We start from the raw sequence: 16,143 nt of genomic DNA on the forward strand, positions 1-16,143 counted from the left end.
TCTTATCCCTTTGTCGCGCCGAGGGTCAGGCCGGCGATGAAGTGTTTCTGCATCAGGAAGAACATCAGCACCGGCGGCATCGCCGCGATGATCGATCCGGCCGAGACCAGTTGCCACTGCGCGATCCATTGTCCGTTGAGCGAATAGAGGCCGGCGGTGACCGGCTGGGTTTCGGCGCTGGTGGTCAGCACGGTGGCCCAGAAGTAATCGTTCCAGATGAAGGTGAAGACCAGCACCGAAAGTGCCGCGATCGCCGGACGCATCAGGGGCAGAACGATGTACCAGAAGATGCGGAACTCGGAGACGCCCTCGACGCGCGCCGACTCGATCAGCTCGAACGGCAGCCCCTTGATGAAGTTGCGCATGAACAGCGTGCAGAAACCGGACTGGAAGGCGATATGGAACAGCGCGAGTCCGGTGATCGTGTTGTAGAGCCCGGTCGAGACGGTGAGATCGCGCACCGGCACCATCAGGATCTGGAACGGCACGAAATTGCCGGCCACGAACAGGAAGAAGATCAACAGGTTCATCCGGAACCGGTAGACCGCCAGCGCGAAACCCGACAGGCAGGAAATCGCCACCGCTCCAATGACGGTCGGAATCGTAACCTTGAACGAGTTGAGGATGTATTTGGCAATCGGCGAATTGGTGAACACGTCGGCATAATTCGAAAACGCGATATAGCTCGGCAGCCCGAAATAGTTGCCGGCGGCAAGGTCGCTCGACGGCTTCAGAGACGTCATCGCCACCCCGAGCAGAGGCAAGAGCCACAGGATCAGGGCGACCGGCAAGGCCACCTTGTAGAGGACCTGGGTCGACGGCGCGGCGTGTTCGATGGGTTTTGGGACCATCACAGGCCCCTTTCGTCGCGGACCATCTTCCAGATGAACCCGGAGATGAAGACCATCATGATGGCGAACAGGATGACGGCGATCGCTGCGCCATAGCCCATGCGGAAACCGTATTCCGACAGCGCCTGCTCGAACATGTAGAACGACAGCACCCGGCTCGAACCGTAGGGACCGCCATCCGTCATGATCGAGACCAGGTCGAACGACCTCAGCGCGCCGATCACGGTGACCACGACGGCGATAAAGGTCGCGGGCCTGAGCTGCGGCAGGATGATGTGCCAGAGCATCTTCCAGCCCTTGGCGCCATCTAGCCGCGCCGCTTCGATCTGGTCGGGCGCGACATTGTTGAGACCGGTCAGGTACAGGATCATGCAATAGGCGATCTGCGGCCAGAGACCGGCGGCGATGATGCCGTAGGTCACGTAGCGGTCATCGGCCAGAACGGCGACGCCGGTGCCGGTCAGCCACTCGATCAGATTGTAGAACAGGCCGAAATTTGGCGCATAGAACCAGGAGAAGATCAGCCCGACCACGACCTGGCTGATGACGAAAGGGAAGAAGAACAGCGATTTGTAGATGCGGATGCCGGTGACCGTCTGGTTGAGAAACAGCGCCACGAACAGCCCCGCCGGAACGGCCAGCATGTAGAGCACCAGCCAGATGATGTTGTTGTAAAGCGAGGTGTAGAAGGCGTCATCGTCAAACAGCTCGACATAGTTTTCGAGCCCGAGCCATGTCTTGGCGCCGAGCCCGTCCCAGTCGTAAAAGCTCAGCCACATCGAGGCGACGATCGGGTAGATGACGTAGAGCGCGAACATCGCGATGCCCGGCGCCAGAAAAAGCCAGGGCGCCAATGCGCGCTGGTTCCGTTTCCAGATCCCCGGCCTTTGCGTTCGTGTTCCGGCGATGGCTGTGGTCGCTGAACCCGTCATGGCTGCCCTCCCGAGTGCGCCAGCGGCAGGCGGAGACATCGGTCTGCTCGCGCCCGGTTGTCAGGTCGTCGTGAAATGGCCGGGCAGCCGATAAAGCCGCCCGGCCATCACGCTTACTTGTAGATGCGCTGGCGGGCTTTCTCGAGCCGCTCCAGGATCTTGTCGACATTCTCCGGCTTGACCATGAATTCCTGGAAGCCTTCCATGCCGACCTTGGCCATTTCAGCCGGTGCATCGCGGTCGAAGAACTGGGCGATGCCGCCGTCAGCCGTCGAGAGCATCTTGAAACCGGCCTGCAGGAACGGATCGTCGCCGACCTTGGACTGGTTGTTGATCGGCAGCTGGCCCAGCGCTTCGTTCAGCTTGGTCTGGACGTCGGCAGTGGCGATGAAAGCCAGGAACTTCTTGGCGTCATCGACATTCTTGGCGCCCGACGGAATGTGGATCGTGTCGGTCGGCGCCTCTTCCCCGCGTGCAAGGCCCGGCGTGATTTCGGGGAACTGCATGAAGCCCAGCGTGTCGTTGGTCATGCCGCCGTCCTTGAACACGGCCACGGCGAAGTTGCCCATGACGTAGTTGGCGGCCTTGCCCTGGATCAGCAGCGATGCGGCATCCTGCCAGTCGAGCGCCGCATGGTTGGCCGTCACGTAGCCGGGTTCCACCAGCTTGGCCCACTCGGCGAAGGTGTTCTTCACCTTGTCGTCGGTCCAGGCCACCTTGCCGGCGGTCAGATCCATGTGGAAGTCGTAGCCGTTGGTGCGCAGGTTCATGTAGTCGAAGATGCCGGCTCCGGGCCACAGCGCCTTGGTGCCGGTGGTCACACAGTCGATGCCGGCTGCCTTGAACTTGGCGCAATTGTCGATGAACTGCGCCCAGGTGGTCGGCACTTCAACGCCGGCCTGCTTGTAGGCGTCCTTGTTGTAGTAGATGCCCCACTGGTAATAGGTGTAGGGTACGCCCCACTGCTTGCCGTCGATGGTCATCGAGCCCTTGGCCGAGGCCAGCGTTTCTCCGAGATTGTTATCGGTCCAGACATCGGAGACGTCCATGAACTGACCGGAGTTGACGAAGGGCGCCATGCGGTTGCCGGCGTACCAGTTGGCCAGATCCGGGGAATCCGCCGACAGGAAGTTGCGGATCGCGGTCTTGTATCCTTCGTGGTCGAAATTCTGCAGCACCACGTCGATGTCGGGATTGGCGGCTTCGAACTCCGCGATCGCGGCTTCGAAGGCAGCCAGCGGCGCCGGATCGAAATCGGCGTAATATTTCAGCGTGCGTTGCTCGGCCATGGCCTGCGTTGCCATCAGGGCAAATGCAGCCGTGCCGAGGAGCACGGATTTGCGTGAAAGCTTCATTGCGTAGTCCTCCCGGTTGTTGACGTCCCTGCCGTCCCGTTGGCGTGCCGGCCATATGGCGGGCGGTCCACCTGCTGGGCGGGCAATCCTCCAAGACCGCCCCGGCAGCATCAATTGAAGTTCCACTATATGGAATTCAATTTGACTATTTAGAATTATCGATCTATGGTGTAGAGCTTGTCAAGCTGGAAAAGCACCGCATCAGCCGCGGGCTTTGTCAGCAAAATGCGGACGAGTGGCGAGCGGGAGAGCCAACCGTTTGAAGCAAAGACGGTTTTCCGGACGCATTGGCAGCGGGCGTTAAAGCAGCGAGGGGAGGAGTAATGGACAATCCGGCAGACCATGAGGATGAGGCGCGCAGCGGGATCGGCCGCGAGGCGGTCCGAGGCCGTGCCGATACCGGCACGCTCGGCAAGGCCATAGCGGTACTCGATATCGTCGCGTCTGCTGACCAGCCGATGCGCTTTACCGATATCCTCGCCCGCTCCGATCAGCCGCGCGGAACGCTGCATCGCCAGCTTTCCAATCTGGTCGAGGAGGGTCTGCTGTCGCTCGGCCGCGATCATTCCTATTCGGTCGGAATCCGGCTCCTCAAGTTTGCCGCCAAGGCCTGGGCCGGCAACCAGTTCCGCGTCATTGCCGAGCCGCATTTGCGAAGGTTGCACGATCTCACCGGCGAAACGGTGCATCTCGGCGTGCTGCGCGGCAACGAGGTGATCTATCTCGACAAGGTCGAAAGCCGCCAGGCGGTGCGCATGTATTCGCAGATCGGCAACGCCTCGCCGGTCTATTGCACCGGCGTCGGCAAGGCCGGTCTTTCAGCGTTGCCCGACGCCGAGCTCCAGGCTGTTGTTGCCAGCATCAGGTTTCGCCGCTTCACCGACAGCACGCTGGTGACGCCCGAAGCGCTGTTGCGCGAGATCGAGGAGATACGCGCCAGCGGCAATGCCTATGACCGGGAGGAGCATGAGCCCGGCATCCGCTGCGTCGCCGCGCCGCTCCATTCGGCAGACCGAAGTTTCGTCGGCGGGCTTTCCGTGACCGGACCAGCGTACCGGATCTCTCCGGAATTGCTGGAAAGCTGGGCGGTGCTGGTCCGCAACGCGGCCGGCGCGATCATGGAAGATATGGGCGCGCGGCTGGGTCCGCGCACCTGATTTTGGGAGCGGCGCCCGCACGGACGCCGGGAGTGTGAGAGGGAATGTCATGGCAGGCCTTGAACTGCATCAAGTGAAGAAGTCTTTTGGCACTGTTGACGTCATCCACGGTGTCGATCTGACCATCGAAGATGGTGAATTCACCGTGTTTGTCGGCCCCTCCGGCTGTGGCAAGTCCACCTTGCTCAGGCTGGTCGCCGGGTTGGAAGCCACAACCGGCGGCACCTTGTCAATCGGCGGCAAGGATGTCACCCATGTCGAGCCGGCCGATCGCGGGGTCGCCATGGTGTTCCAGTCCTATGCGCTCTACCCGCACATGACGGTTGAGGAAAACATGGGCTTCGGCCTGAAGATGACCGGCCATCCCGCCGGCGAAATCAGCGAGCGGGTCAGCCGCGCGGCCTCCATCCTGCATCTCGAACCGCTGCTGCAGCGCAAGCCGAAAGCCCTCTCCGGCGGCCAACGGCAGCGCGTCGCCATCGGTCGTGCCATCGTCCGGCAACCCGACGTCTTCCTGTTCGACGAGCCTCTGTCCAATCTTGACGCCGAGCTCCGTGTGCAGATGCGGCTCGAAATCGCCAAGCTGCACAAGGAACTCGGCGCCACCATGATCTACGTGACCCACGACCAGGTCGAGGCCATGACGCTGGCCGACAAGATCGTCGTGCTGCGCGCCGGTGTCATCGAGCAGGTCGGCTCGCCGCTGGCGCTTTACGATGATCCGGACAACGCCTTCGTCGCCGGCTTCATCGGCTCTCCGCGGATGAATTTCCTTCCCGCGTCGGCCGTCGCTTCCAATGGCGAAACGCTGAAGGTCCGGCTCGATGACCTTGATGGCATCGAGGTGCCGATGACGATAAGAGGCGACCATCCGAAGCCGGGCACACAGCTGCAACTCGGGATCCGTCCGGAGCATTTTGATGCTGCCGGCAGCGTTCAGATGTCGATGCCGATCGATGTCATCGAGCATCTCGGCGGCTCGTCCTTCGCCTATTCCCGATCCCACCTGGAATTGCCGCTGACCATTGAGATTCGCGAAAACCGTGAAGTGCGCGAAGGCGACACGCTCAGGACCGGCTTCAACCCGGAACGGGCCTTTCTCTTCGACGCGCAGAGTGGCGCGCGCCTGCGCTGACATTTTCCCTCGCACAAGACAAAGGCCCGGACGCCATAGGCGTCCGGGCCTTTTTTCAGGCGTCGCTGCCGGCTCAGGCGGTTGGCAGGCGATAATCCTTGAGGGTTTCGCGCAAAGCCGTTTTCTGGATCTTGCCGGTTGCCGTGTGCGGGATCTCGTCAACGAACATCACATCGTCCGGCATCCACCATTTGGCGATCTTGCCTTCGAGGAAATCGAGAATGGACTGCTTGCTCGGGGAGCGTCCCTCCTTGAGCACAACGACCAGCAGCGGCCGCTCGTCCCATTTCGGGTGAACGACGCCGATCACCGCGGCTTCCGCCACATCGGGATGCCCGACAGCCAGGTTCTCGATGTCGATCGAGGAAATCCATTCCCCGCCGGACTTGATGACGTCCTTGGCGCGGTCGGTGATCTGCATGTAGCCGTACGGGTCGACATGGGCGACGTCGCCGGTGTCGAACCAGCCCTCGGCATCGAACTGCTCGGCGCCGCGGCCCTTGTAGTACGAGGACGAGACCGCCGGGCCGCGAACCTTGAGCCGGCCGAAGGTCTTGCCGTCCCACGGAAGTTCCTTGTTCTCGTCATCGGTGATCTTCATTTCGACCGTGAACGGAGGATGACCCTGCTTGGCCTGCAGATCGAGTTTCTCTTCCCCGGTAAGGTGGCTGTATTCCGGCTTGATGGAACACAATGTCCCCAGCGGGCTCATTTCGGTCATGCCCCAGGCATGGATGACCTCGACGCCGTAATCATCCTGGAACGCCTTGGTGATGGCGCGCGGGCAGGCCGATCCGCCGATCACCACGCGCGAAAGGTCCGGCAGGTTGCCGCCATGTTTTTCCATGTGCTGGAGAAGCATCAGCCAGACGGTTGGCACCGCAGCCGTGATCGTCACCTTCTCCTGCGTCAGGATTTCATAGATCGATGCCCCGTCCATGCCTGCGCCGGGCATGATCATGGAGCAGCCGGACATCGGGCCGGAAAAAGCCGTCGACCAGCCATTGGCGTGAAACAGCGGGACAACCGGCATCAACCGGTCGCGTGAGGCGAGGTTGAGCATGTCCGGCTGCAGTGCCGCCATCGCGTGAAGCACATTGGAACGATGCGAATAGACCACGCCTTTCGGGTCGCCGGTGGTGCCTGAAGTATAGCACATCCCTGCTGCCGTCCGCTCGTCGAACTCTTTCCAGGCGAAATCTCCGTCGGCTTCGGCGAGATAGCTTTCGTAGGACACCGCGTTTTTCAGCGAGGTTTCCGGCATGTGCGCGTCGTCGGTCAGGATCACCACTCGCTCGAGGCTCGGAACCTTGGGCGCGATCATCTCGACCAGCTTGACGAATGTCAGGTCGACGAACAGCATCTTGTCTTCGGCATCGTTCATGATCCAGGCGATCTGGTCGGGAAACAGCCGCGGATTGAGCGTGTGATAAATCGCCCCGATCCCGAGGATCCCGTACCAGGTTTCCAGATGTCGCCAGGTGTTCCAGGCCATGGTCGCGATCCGGTCTCCGATACCGCAGCCGTCACGCTCGAGGCGTTGCGCCAGCTTGAGAGACCGGGCGCGAATCTCCGCGTAGTGGGTCCGGTGGAACGGTCCTTCGACGGAACGCGAAACAACTTCTCTCTGGCCGTGATAAATCGCCGCATGGTCGATGACCTTGTGACAGAGAAGCGGCCATTCCTGCATCATTCCAAGCATATGATCCCCTTTGGATTTTTTCCTCTTCCTGCGCCGACAGTAACGCTTCGGAGGGAGTGGAGACAACATCAAATTGTCGCCGAATTGAGGTTTTGCATCCGTATGAATTTAGTATAATCTTAAATATACCAAAGCTCAGATTTTGGTGTTGAAGCCGGACTGCATGACCGCATTCTGGTTCGATGCGGGGTTGTTTGGGCCGGACTGGGGATTGGAACGGGGATTTGAAGCTGAGCGATATCGTCACAGCATATCGATACGGAAAAGTTGTCTTTCCGTTTCTAGCGGAATTCCGCGTTGCGCAAATGGAACGCATATGACCGCGCAGGGTCAGAAGAAGACGGAAGTTTTCAGCGTTGCCCCGCAACTGCAGGACTGCAAGACACAGTTTGATGTTCTCAGGCTGCTGCGGGAGATCTGCACAGCATTTGGCTACCAGTTTTTCTTTGTTGTCAAAGGGCCGACGACGGAGGCCAAGTCCTTCTCGCAGGCGATCGTCATTACCTCCGCGCCCTCCGAACTGGTTCAGGCCCATGAAGCCAGGGAACCCGTTTCAAGCAACCCGTTGGCGGACATACTCCGCCAGACCAGTGCGCCATTCGAATTCCGGCTTGACGATCCCGCATCGACTGCGCCAGCCGATTTCAGGTCGTTCGCCGAGGGGATCTCAAGCGCCTACAATCTGGATTGCGCGTTCATTGTCCCGGTCTATCATCCGGATCACGGGCCGGCTGCCGTGCTCTTCGTTGGCAAGCGCGCGCCCATGAGCATCGCGGAGACCGCCGAGTTGGCGCTCTACGGGCATCTGGTGCATGAGAAGCTGCATCACGTGTCGGCCAAGCCGGCAAAGCCCGATTCGCCGTTGACCGAGCGTGAACGTGAGTGCCTGATCTGGACCTCGGTGGGCAAGACCTCGGTCGAAATTGCCCAGATCCTCGGCTTGTCCGAACATACGGTCAATCACTATCTGAACAACGCTGCCCGCAAGTTTGATGCGGTCAACCGGACGCAGGCGGTCGCCCATGGCTTGCGGTTCGGTTTCATCGACTGATCCGCCGCCGGAGGCGTCATGGTGACTGGACTGCGCTCTATTGCGCCGCCGGATACCAGTAGCGCGCGTTGGCCTCTCCCCGGATTATCCTGACATGCTGGTTGGCGAAGACCCGGTAGGGATGGCTCCACTCGCCGTCCGGCCATTGAACCCGGATGGTCGCGCGCTCCGATACCCCGAGTCCGACATGGACGAAGCCGGTCCGCCCGGAGGCATGTCCGCCACCAATCTGGATACGGCGGGTCTGGGTGCGCGTCCCGGTGCGAACAGAGATCAGCGATCCCACCGCGGCAGGATTGATCTTGCCGTTGTCGAGTTCGATCTTCACCCAGTTGCCCAGCGGTCTGTGCCCCCAGTCCGTTGCGGCGCCGAGGTTCCGGAACAGGCTTGCCGGATGCTCGCGATTGACCACAAGCAGGTCGAGCATGCCGTCCATGTTGAAGTCCTCGACGACTGCGCCGCGGCCACGCGTGTTCAACGCGATCCCGGCCTCTGCGCCCTTTTCATGGAAGGTGTCGTCGAAACCGCCAAGCAGCAGATTGTCCGGATCGTAGCTGGCAAAATCCGGCATCGCCTGCACATTCCCCTTGGCGATGAAGAGGTCGGTCATGGTGTCATTGTTGAAATCGGCAAACGCGCTGTGCCAGCCGGTCGAGGGTTTCGGATCTCCGCCTGAATAGGGCCGGTGCGCGGTGGCGCCCTTTTCGAAGGCGATGTCGCGGTAGGTCGGCCTGTCTTCGCCGGCCTCTTCGTCGAGCTTCTGCAGCTTCGTGTCGCCCATCGAGGTCAGCGCGTATTCGGGCAGGCCGTCGGCGTCGAAATCGGTTTCGGCGATTCCCATTCCCCAGACGGTCAGCCGCTGCCATCCCTGCGATGCGGTGTAGAGCCGCGGGGCGCGTCCCTCCGACATCTCCCACAATTGCTCCTCACCTCCGCGGTAATACTGCCGGTCGTTGGTAATCCTGAGATCCGGCTGGCCGGTGCGGTTCCAGTCGGTGAACAACAGCGACAGGGCGCAGTAGCCGGGTTCGAGGGTGAGGGGGTCCGAGTAGTCCGGCGCATCGCCAGCCCGGGGGCGAAGCAACTGATTGGGCTCGCAGGTTCCAAACGGCGTCCCCGGCGCCGAGCGGTCGACATAATTGCCGATCGCGATGGTCGGGAATCTGTTGCCTTTTTCCCATATCGCCGACATGGCGGTCGACCAGGCGCGCCCGCCATCGATCGAGAAGCTGCGGTTGGCTTTTTCGAATTGGCAATCGGGTCCGCCTTTGAGCACGAGGTTGCGGCCGAGCCGCAACAGCACGAGGTCCATGTGCCGGTCGTTGTCGATATCGAGCGGATAGGCGCCCAGCACGCCGGTGAGATCCTCGGGCTTCAGTCCGGTATCGAGAGGCCTGAAGTCCAGCGCGCCGCCGGTCTGGCTCTCATTGACAAAGAACTTGGCCGGACCTGATCCGCCGGCAATCAGCAAGTCCGGAAGGCGGTCGCCGTTGCAATCAAAACTCGCGGCGCCGCCGCCGACAAAAAATTCCCACCCGCCGGTGTAGCTTTGATCGATGCCTGCAGTTGTCGCCTCCTCGTGCAGGATCGGGACATCTGCGGAAAAGCCGGTCTCTGCGTTAACGCCATGGCCTGACGTGACCAACCAGAGCGCGCCAAACGCAAGGAGTGAAAGCAATTTCATCATGGGACGATCACCAGGGTCTTGAGGAACGCGATCAGGGCGGATTTCTCCGCGTCCGATGCTGCCGCATAGGCATCGCGTGCCTCCCGGCCATTGCCGCCATGCGCAAGAATGATCTCGTCGAGGGTGCTGAAATCGTTGCGATGGCCAAAGGGCTGGGTCGAGCCCACGCCCCAGAGCTCTGCGGTCTGAAAGATATTGCGGTCGACAAACCGTTGCGACAGCAGTTCGTTGCCAAGGGCATCGATCTGGTTGTCGGTCATGGCGTGTCGCTTGAGGTCACCGTAAAGCGGCACCAGAACCCGTCCCTTCTCGTCGCGGGGCAGGGAGCCGGCCCAGTCCAGCAGCGCGATGTCGTAGACTGCCTTTGAGGAGACCTGCCGCTCGTTGAGCGTGCCTGCCAGATCGAACGGGCCGGGGTCGGCAAACGAGAGGCTTTCAAGCGGCAGGGCAGGGCGGTGGCAAACCGTACAGCCGAAGTCGGTGAAGCTTGCTTCGCCGCGATCTGCAGCTTCGGCCCAACCTGAGGCTTCGGGGATCATCTGGACCGGAGCCGGCAGCGTTGCCTGCCATGCCACCATGGCGGAAATGTCGGCCGCGGAGATCTCCCCGGACTTGCCATCGCCATCAAAGTCGTCCGTTCCGGTCCAGCGTGCGCCGAAGCGTTCGTCGGCCTGCATGCCATGGTGCTGGTTGAGCGCGTTGACCGTGAACTGCCTGAGCGAGGTCATCACGCCTTTCTGGCTGAACGGCCGGATCACAAGGTCCGTATCGACGCCATCGAGTTCATCCAGGTTGACCGAGCCATCAGGTTCGGCGGTTATGTATCCGAAATCCACCCCCTTGGCTTCAAGCGGCAGCCGCACCGCCGATCCTGCCGCCCGCGCCTGTGAAAGTGCCTTGCTGCGGACCGATTGCAGCTCAAGGCTCATTTCCCGCGCCAGCAGTTCGACCAGACCGGCGCCGAAGAGATGGTTGGTGCCGCGCTCACTGGAAAACTGTGGGTCGAGCGAATCGAAGTCGGCACTTTCGAACCCCTCGGAGGCAAACACGTTGGCGACAAAGTCGCCGGCGCCGCCGATGGCTGGCTGGTTGTGGCAGGCAGCGCAAGATCCGGCATCCGGGCCGGCGGTCCTGAAGAACACCTGCTCGCGCGGATGCTTGCGCCGCGTCGGGTCGATGGCCTGCGTTGCCCGCGGCCGGCCGACACCATCCAGTGTGGTGAAATGCGCGCCAAACAATGCCTCACCGTTCGTAATCAGTGTCTCGAGGTCGTCCTTTGACAGGACACCTGCAGGCATCTCCGCGATCGCACCCAGCGCCTGGGTGCGTTCAGCCCACGGCTCATCGGCTAGGGCAGGCGACGCCAACCCGCACATCACCAGCGCCGCAATCGATCCGAAGCGGCGCCTCCGTCGCCCCTTGTGTGATGAAGTCATCATGGCGTTCCTCCCTGCCCAAGGATCTTGGGCGCAATGACATCGCGGTCTATCGCCGACATCGTGTGGTTGAGATGGCCTTCGAAGACGAGGCGTTCCTCATCGAGCGAGGTCGACATCTCCGGCGGCCCCTCGATCTGCACGCCGAGTGAAGCCGAAAGGCCTTCATCGATACCCGGCCGCATCAGGTCGAAAAAGCGCACGCCCGGTCCCGTGAACACGACCGGCATCTTGCCGTGCAGGCTGATCAACCGCGCCAGGCCGTTGCCGATGGCGGTGCCCGCCTCACGGAACGCGGACTTCGCCAGCCGATCGCCCTGCCGTGCCTGAACCGCAATCTTCTCGATTTCGATGAACGGTACGAAGTTGGCGGGAAGTGTGCTGGGCGGGACTTTGAACGCAGATCGCAGGATGGCGTAGGACCCGGCATAGGCCTCGATGCAGCCATAGGAGCCGCACCGGCAAAGCGCGCCGCCATGGCTGTGGATCATGTGGCCAAATCCGGGCGCGCGGGCGCGCGGGGATTCATAGCTGTCGGCATGCACGACCCCGAGCCCGATCGAATGGCCGAGCGACAGGGCTGCAAGGCGCGGGATCGACTTTCCCTCCTTGCGGCTCAGCGACGTGTGCAGGGCGCTGGCCACCAGCAGGCTCTCGTGGTTCAGGGTGATCTTGGCCTGCCAGTCCGGCGCCAGCGTTTTGCGCATGTTGATCTGCTGGCTGCCCAGCACCGACGACCAGAGCAATGTGGTGTTGTCGTCTGCGACCAAGCCCTTTGATGAGATTGATATTGCCTTCAGGTCTCTTGGCGAGACGCGCGACTTCTCGGCCAGCCGGCCGAGCGCGGCGCGGATATCGGCGGCGAATGCCTCGACTTTCTGCCCGGCATTGTCGCGCTTCTCCTCGATCCGGTAGATCAGGGTCCCCGAATAGTCGACCATGGAATATTGCAGCACATCGGACGATATCCGGACAAAGGCCGCATAGGCGGCCGACCGGCGCTGCTTGAACAGGATTCGCGGCCGCCCCCGTCCGCCGGCTGGCGGCGCAACTGTCCGTTCGATGATATTCTCGTTCTCCAGTTCCTGCGTGATCGCCGTCACAGTCGCCGAAGCAAGCCCGGTCTCGAGTCCGAGATCGGTATGCGACTGGCCATTCCGTCGTCGCAGCGCCACCAGCACAAGTGCTCTGTTCTGCTGGCGAATGAGTTCTGTACTGGACTTCGTCAGCATTTTCGCCGCCGCCAGTTCATCGCTGCAATTCCACTCTCGTTCCTCACCGCATGATGGCCAGGCTCTGACAGCCTGTTCCTTTCATGCCTCTCTCCCCGTGCCGGACAAGACCCCAATTTATCGCCCGCCGGTTCGTCTGTCTTCATGACAACGCGGGTTTTCCCCTGCTGGCGAAAAACCGCGAAAACGCCGCCCCCGCCCGATGGCCGGCGCGAGTTGACAGCCTGACGGAAGCCTGACATTAATTTTCTCGACTGTCGAGAAAAAGCTCGCCATTGGGCTGCGGGTCGTGCAGTTGAACAGTGACCGGACAGAAAGCTCCGTCCGGCTGATACATTCCTTGGGAGGACTACATGAAATCGATTATCCATCTTCTGGCCGGATCGGCCATTGCGCTCACCATGTCGACCGCGGCTTTCGCCAAGGACATGAAGATCGGCGTATCCTGGTCAAACTTCCAGGAAGAGCGTTGGAAGACCGACGAGGCCGCAATGAAGGCAGCCATCGAAGCGGCGGGTGATACCTATGTTTCGACCGATGCACAGTCGTCTGCCGCCAAGCAGCTTTCCGATATCGAAAGCCTCATGGCTCAGGGCGTCAACGCGCTCATCGTTCTGGCCCAGGACACGCAGGCAATCATTCCCGCCGTTCAGGCCGCTGCTGACGAAAGCATTCCGGTTATTGCCTATGACCGCCTGATCGAGGACAGCCGCGCCTTCTACCTGACCTTCGACAACGTCGAAGTCGGCCGGATGCAGGCTCGTGCGGTATTCGCCGCCGCACCGAAGGGCAACTACGTCATGATCAAGGGGTCGCCGACCGATCCGAACGCCGACTTCCTTCGCGGCGGTCAGCAGGAAGTTCTGCAGGCTGCCATTGATTCGGGCGACATCAAGATCGTCGGCGAGGCCTACACCGACGGCTGGCTGCCGGCCAACGCTCAGCGCAACATGGAGCAGATCCTGACGGCTGAGGACAACAAGGTTGATGCCGTCGTCGCCTCCAATGACGGCACTGCCGGTGGCGTCGTCGCGGCGCTGACCGCACAGGGCATGGAAGGTATTCCGGTCTCCGGTCAGGACGGCGATCATGCCGCGCTGAACCGCGTTGCCAAGGGTACGCAGACCGTCAGCGTCTGGAAGGACGCCCGTGCGCTGGGCAAGGCTGCCGGCGAAATCGCCGCCCAGCTGGCCGGCGGCACCGCGATGTCCGGCATTGAAGGTTCGGTAGAGTGGACTTCGCCCGCCGGTACCACAATGACCGCGATGTTCCTGGCGCCTGTTCCGATCACCAAGGACAATCTGGCCACGGTCGTCGACGCCGGCTGGATCAGCAAGGAAGACCTGTGCCAGGGCGTTTCCGGCGGTCCGGCCCCCTGTAACTAAGACGTCACCTTTGTTACAAAACATGCAAAAAGTGTCTCCACCCTTCGGGGTGGGGGCGCATATTTGCATCTATTCGGAAGACGGCCATGACCGATACGCCAACTGCTGCGAGCTCGCCGCCTAAGCCGCGAACTTTTTTCTCTGCCCTGGAAATTGATACACGTCTGCTCGGAATGATCGGCGCTTTCGTGGTGATCTGCCTTGTCTTCAATTTCCTCACAGACGGGCGTTTCATGACGCCGCGAAATCTCTTCAATCTGACGATCCAGACCGCCTCGGTCGCCATCATGGCGACGGGCATGGTGTTCGTCATTGTCACGCGCAATATCGATTTGTCGGTCGGCTCGCTGCTGGCGACCTGTTCGGCGATGATGGCGATGACCCAGACATGGTTCGTTCCCGACTGGCTAGGCTTCGGGCTCAACAACCCCGCCACCATGCCCATTGCAGTTGTTGTCGGCATCCTGACTGGCTTGCTCATCGGCGCCTTTCAGGGCTGGCTGATCGGCTACCTGGCCATACCGGCCTTCATTGTCACACTTGGCGGCTTTCTGATCTGGCGCAACGTTGCCTGGCACCTGACCAAGGGGCAGACCATCGGGCCGCTCGACGAAAATTTTCAGCTGTTCGGAGGCATCAACGGCACGCTCGGCGAGACCTGGAGCTGGATCTTTGCAGCCCTTGCCATAGCGGGCTCGTTATACGCCCTGATCCAGTCGCGCCGCACGAAGCTGGCACACGAGTTCCCGGTGAAGCCGGTTTGGGCCGAAGCTCTCATCGGCGCGATCATCGCGGCAACCATTGTCGGTTTTGTTGCGATCCTCAATGCCTATGAAATCCCCACGGCGCGATTGCAGCGCATCTACGAGGCGCGCGGGGAGGTGCTGCCGGAAGGCCTCATTGAGGGGTATGGCATCCCGATTTCGGTGCTGCTGCTGATCCTGATCGTCATTGCCATGACCATTGTTGCGCGGCGCACCCGGCTCGGACGCTATATCTTTGCCACCGGCGGCAATCCGGAAGCCGCGGCGCTGGCGGGCATCAACACCCGTTTGCTGACGGTCAAGGTCTTCGCCATCATGGGCATGCTCTGCGCCGTCGCAGCCATTGTCGCCTCATCCCGCCAGACCTTTCACTCCAACGATATCGGAACGCTGGACGAATTGCGGGTGATTGCAGCGGCGGTGATCGGCGGCACGGCGCTTGCCGGCGGCATGGGCACAATCTACGGAGCGGTTCTCGGCGCGTTGATCATGCAGAGCCTGCAGTCCGGCATGGCTATGGTCGGCGTCGACGCACCCTACCAGAACATGGTGGTCGGCTCCGTGCTTGTTCTCGCCGTCTTCATCGATATCCTCTACCGCCGACGGACGGGAGACAAGACATGACCGCACCGCTAGTTGAAATGCGTGACATGGTGAAGTCCTTCGGCGGCATCAAGGCTGTCGATCACGTCACCATCGATCTGTATCCGGGTGAAGTGGTTGGCGTTCTCGGCCACAACGGTGCCGGCAAATCGGTGCTGATGAAGATGCTCTCGGGCGCGCTGCAGCGCGATGGCGGCGAGATCTATATCAATGGCGAGAAGGCAACGATCAACAATCCGCGCGACGCGCGCAATTACAAGATCGAGACCATCTACCAGTATCTCGCCCTTGCCGACAATCTGGATGCGGCCTCCAACCTGTTCCTCGGACGCGAGTTGATGGGCCCGACCGGTTTTGTCGACGACGCCCAGATGGAAGCCGAAACCCGCAAGATCCTTGCCCGTCTCAATCCTAACTTCCGGCGCTTCCACACGCCGGTGGCAGGGCTGTCGGGCGGACAAAGGCAATCGGTGGCTATCGCCCGCGCGGTCTACTTCAACGCCAAGATCCTGATCATGGACGAACCGACTGCGGCTCTGGGTGTTCAGGAAACGCGGATGGTTGCCGAGCTGATCGAACAGTTGAAGTCGGAGGGCATCGGCATTTTCCTGATCGACCACGACATTCACCAGGTCAAGATGCTGTGCGACCGGGCGAATGTGATGAAGAACGGCCAGCTCGTGGGCACTGTCAAGGTCGACGAGGTCAGCGAGGATGACATGCTGGGCATGATCATCGCCGGCAAATGTCCGCCCAATGCGATACCGGGACCAGGGGCCCTGCAGACCGCCTGACACAACGAGAACCGGGGCCTTGCGCCCCGGTTTTTTGTTGCGTTGCCACATCGTTTCGA

At 61.3% G+C, this 16,143-nt stretch carries 13 protein-coding genes; 6 read left to right on the forward strand and 7 right to left on the reverse strand.

Annotated elements, in window-relative coordinates:
• Nucleotides 1-2 precede the first annotated feature (2 nt).
• The 3 genes from O4H62_RS18505 to O4H62_RS18515 form a co-directional block, all read right to left on the reverse strand.
• Nucleotides 3-851 carry a carbohydrate ABC transporter permease gene (locus O4H62_RS18505; protein ID WP_269390089.1) on the reverse strand — a complete coding sequence of 283 codons (849 nt, stop codon included), beginning with the start codon at nucleotides 849-851 and terminating at the stop codon, nucleotides 3-5.
• Nucleotides 851-1,783, reverse strand: a complete 933-nt coding sequence (locus tag O4H62_RS18510; protein WP_269390091.1) for a carbohydrate ABC transporter permease — start codon at nucleotides 1,781-1,783, stop codon at nucleotides 851-853. Before O4H62_RS18510 ends, O4H62_RS18505 begins: the two co-directional genes overlap by 1 nt.
• 113 nt (nucleotides 1,784-1,896) lie before the next feature.
• On the reverse strand, nucleotides 1,897-3,138 hold the full coding sequence (locus O4H62_RS18515) for an ABC transporter substrate-binding protein (protein ID WP_269390092.1): 1,242 nt from the start codon (nucleotides 3,136-3,138) through the stop codon (nucleotides 1,897-1,899).
• Between the two features lie 323 nt (nucleotides 3,139-3,461).
• Between O4H62_RS18515 and O4H62_RS18520 the strand changes: the two genes are divergently transcribed.
• Nucleotides 3,462-4,295 carry an IclR family transcriptional regulator gene (locus tag O4H62_RS18520; protein WP_269390093.1) on the forward strand — a complete coding sequence of 278 codons (834 nt, stop codon included), beginning with the start codon at nucleotides 3,462-3,464 and terminating at the stop codon, nucleotides 4,293-4,295.
• Between the two features lie 49 nt (nucleotides 4,296-4,344).
• Nucleotides 4,345-5,430, forward strand: a complete 1,086-nt coding sequence (locus O4H62_RS18525; protein WP_269390094.1) for an ABC transporter ATP-binding protein — start codon at nucleotides 4,345-4,347, stop codon at nucleotides 5,428-5,430.
• A gap of 73 nt (nucleotides 5,431-5,503) precedes the next feature.
• Here O4H62_RS18525 and O4H62_RS18530 read toward each other — a convergent pair whose 3' ends face one another.
• Nucleotides 5,504-7,132, reverse strand: a complete 1,629-nt coding sequence (locus O4H62_RS18530) for a fatty-acid--CoA ligase (protein WP_269390095.1) — start codon at nucleotides 7,130-7,132, stop codon at nucleotides 5,504-5,506.
• Nucleotides 7,133-7,448: 316 nt separating this feature from the next.
• On the opposite strand from O4H62_RS18530, the gene O4H62_RS18535 reads away from it, so the two are divergent.
• Nucleotides 7,449-8,183: a helix-turn-helix transcriptional regulator gene (locus tag O4H62_RS18535; protein WP_269390096.1), complete on the forward strand. Its 735-nt coding sequence runs from the start codon at nucleotides 7,449-7,451 to the stop codon at nucleotides 8,181-8,183.
• A 37-nt stretch (nucleotides 8,184-8,220) separates the two neighbouring features.
• Here the strand turns inward: O4H62_RS18535 and O4H62_RS18540 are convergent, their stop codons facing one another.
• The 3 genes from O4H62_RS18540 to O4H62_RS18550 are packed head-to-tail and all read right to left on the reverse strand — an operon-like array spanning nucleotide 8,221 to nucleotide 12,538.
• A complete protein-coding gene (locus O4H62_RS18540) occupies nucleotides 8,221-9,870 on the reverse strand; it encodes a CRTAC1 family protein (protein ID WP_269390097.1) in 1,650 nt (549 codons plus the stop codon).
• Nucleotides 9,867-11,309: a di-heme oxidoredictase family protein gene (locus O4H62_RS18545; protein ID WP_269390099.1), complete on the reverse strand. Its 1,443-nt coding sequence runs from the start codon at nucleotides 11,307-11,309 to the stop codon at nucleotides 9,867-9,869. The genes O4H62_RS18540 and O4H62_RS18545 overlap by 4 nt, the downstream gene beginning before the upstream one ends.
• Complete coding sequence (locus O4H62_RS18550; protein WP_269390100.1) at nucleotides 11,306-12,538, reverse strand: ROK family protein; 1,233 nt, start codon at nucleotides 12,536-12,538, stop codon at nucleotides 11,306-11,308. Before O4H62_RS18550 ends, O4H62_RS18545 begins: the two co-directional genes overlap by 4 nt.
• A gap of 353 nt (nucleotides 12,539-12,891) precedes the next feature.
• On the opposite strand from O4H62_RS18550, the gene xylF reads away from it, so the two are divergent.
• The 3 genes from xylF (at nucleotide 12,892) to O4H62_RS18565 (ending at nucleotide 16,084) form a co-directional block, all read left to right on the forward strand.
• The gene (gene xylF / locus O4H62_RS18555; protein WP_269390101.1) at nucleotides 12,892-13,923 is read left to right on the forward strand and encodes a D-xylose ABC transporter substrate-binding protein; all 1,032 of its coding nucleotides are present in this window, start codon (nucleotides 12,892-12,894) and stop codon (nucleotides 13,921-13,923) included.
• Between the two features lie 86 nt (nucleotides 13,924-14,009).
• Complete coding sequence (locus tag O4H62_RS18560; protein WP_269390102.1) at nucleotides 14,010-15,311, forward strand: sugar ABC transporter permease; 1,302 nt, start codon at nucleotides 14,010-14,012, stop codon at nucleotides 15,309-15,311.
• Nucleotides 15,308-16,084 carry an ATP-binding cassette domain-containing protein gene (locus O4H62_RS18565; RefSeq protein ID WP_269390103.1) on the forward strand — a complete coding sequence of 259 codons (777 nt, stop codon included), beginning with the start codon at nucleotides 15,308-15,310 and terminating at the stop codon, nucleotides 16,082-16,084. The genes O4H62_RS18560 and O4H62_RS18565 overlap by 4 nt, the downstream gene beginning before the upstream one ends.
• The last annotated feature ends 59 nt before the right edge of the window (nucleotides 16,085-16,143 follow it).

The organism is Parahoeflea alexandrii (assembly GCF_027214025.1).
In the GTDB taxonomy this organism is placed as follows: Bacteria; Pseudomonadota; Alphaproteobacteria; order Rhizobiales; family Rhizobiaceae; genus Hoeflea; species Hoeflea alexandrii_A.